General features: G+C 42.3%; 1 protein-coding gene. It reads left to right on the forward strand.

From position 1 onward, the window contains the following. The coding region (locus GFJ41_RS21090; protein WP_170076017.1) for a hypothetical protein at positions 1–404 on the forward strand (404 nt) is incomplete at its 5' end. Positions 405–477: the final 73 nt, after the last annotated feature.

A 477-nucleotide genomic window follows, 5' to 3' on the forward strand; every position in this document is an offset into this window, starting at 1 on the left:
ACACTGAAACCAATTTCCTCAACCAGCACGGTGGAAGCCTCTACCATTTATTTAAGAAATATCCAGTAAGGTTTGGAGCAGGAGAATGTAAAGGTGAGAGCGGACCTTCTGTTCCCGTGGAATACGATAAAGGTGACAAGGATTTAACGGCAAACCTTTATGGAGCAACTGTTAAAGATCAGTTTGAGCCTGGGTTTGTCACCTTTAGAATATTTAACGAAAAGAAGGCAGTAATGGCTCTGTGCTCTGGGATCAAACCAACTGGATGCAATACAGAACAATATTGCTTTGGTGGAATAGGAGACGCTGATCAGTGTGGGGACTTCAGTGGCCTCCGTGCAGTTCCTGAAGGGAGCTCATCCAAGGAAATGACAGAGGGGGCTGTTTTAATCTTCTATCGCTGAGAGCCTTTGTTATACTTTGTAGTGCTTTTAAATTTTTATGTGTTTAAATTGCAAAATGTGTGTCTTGATTAGC

The sequence above is a fragment of the Paraclostridium dentum genome (genome assembly GCF_012922555.1).
GTDB lineage: Bacteria > Bacillota > Clostridia > Peptostreptococcales > Peptostreptococcaceae > Paraclostridium > Paraclostridium dentum.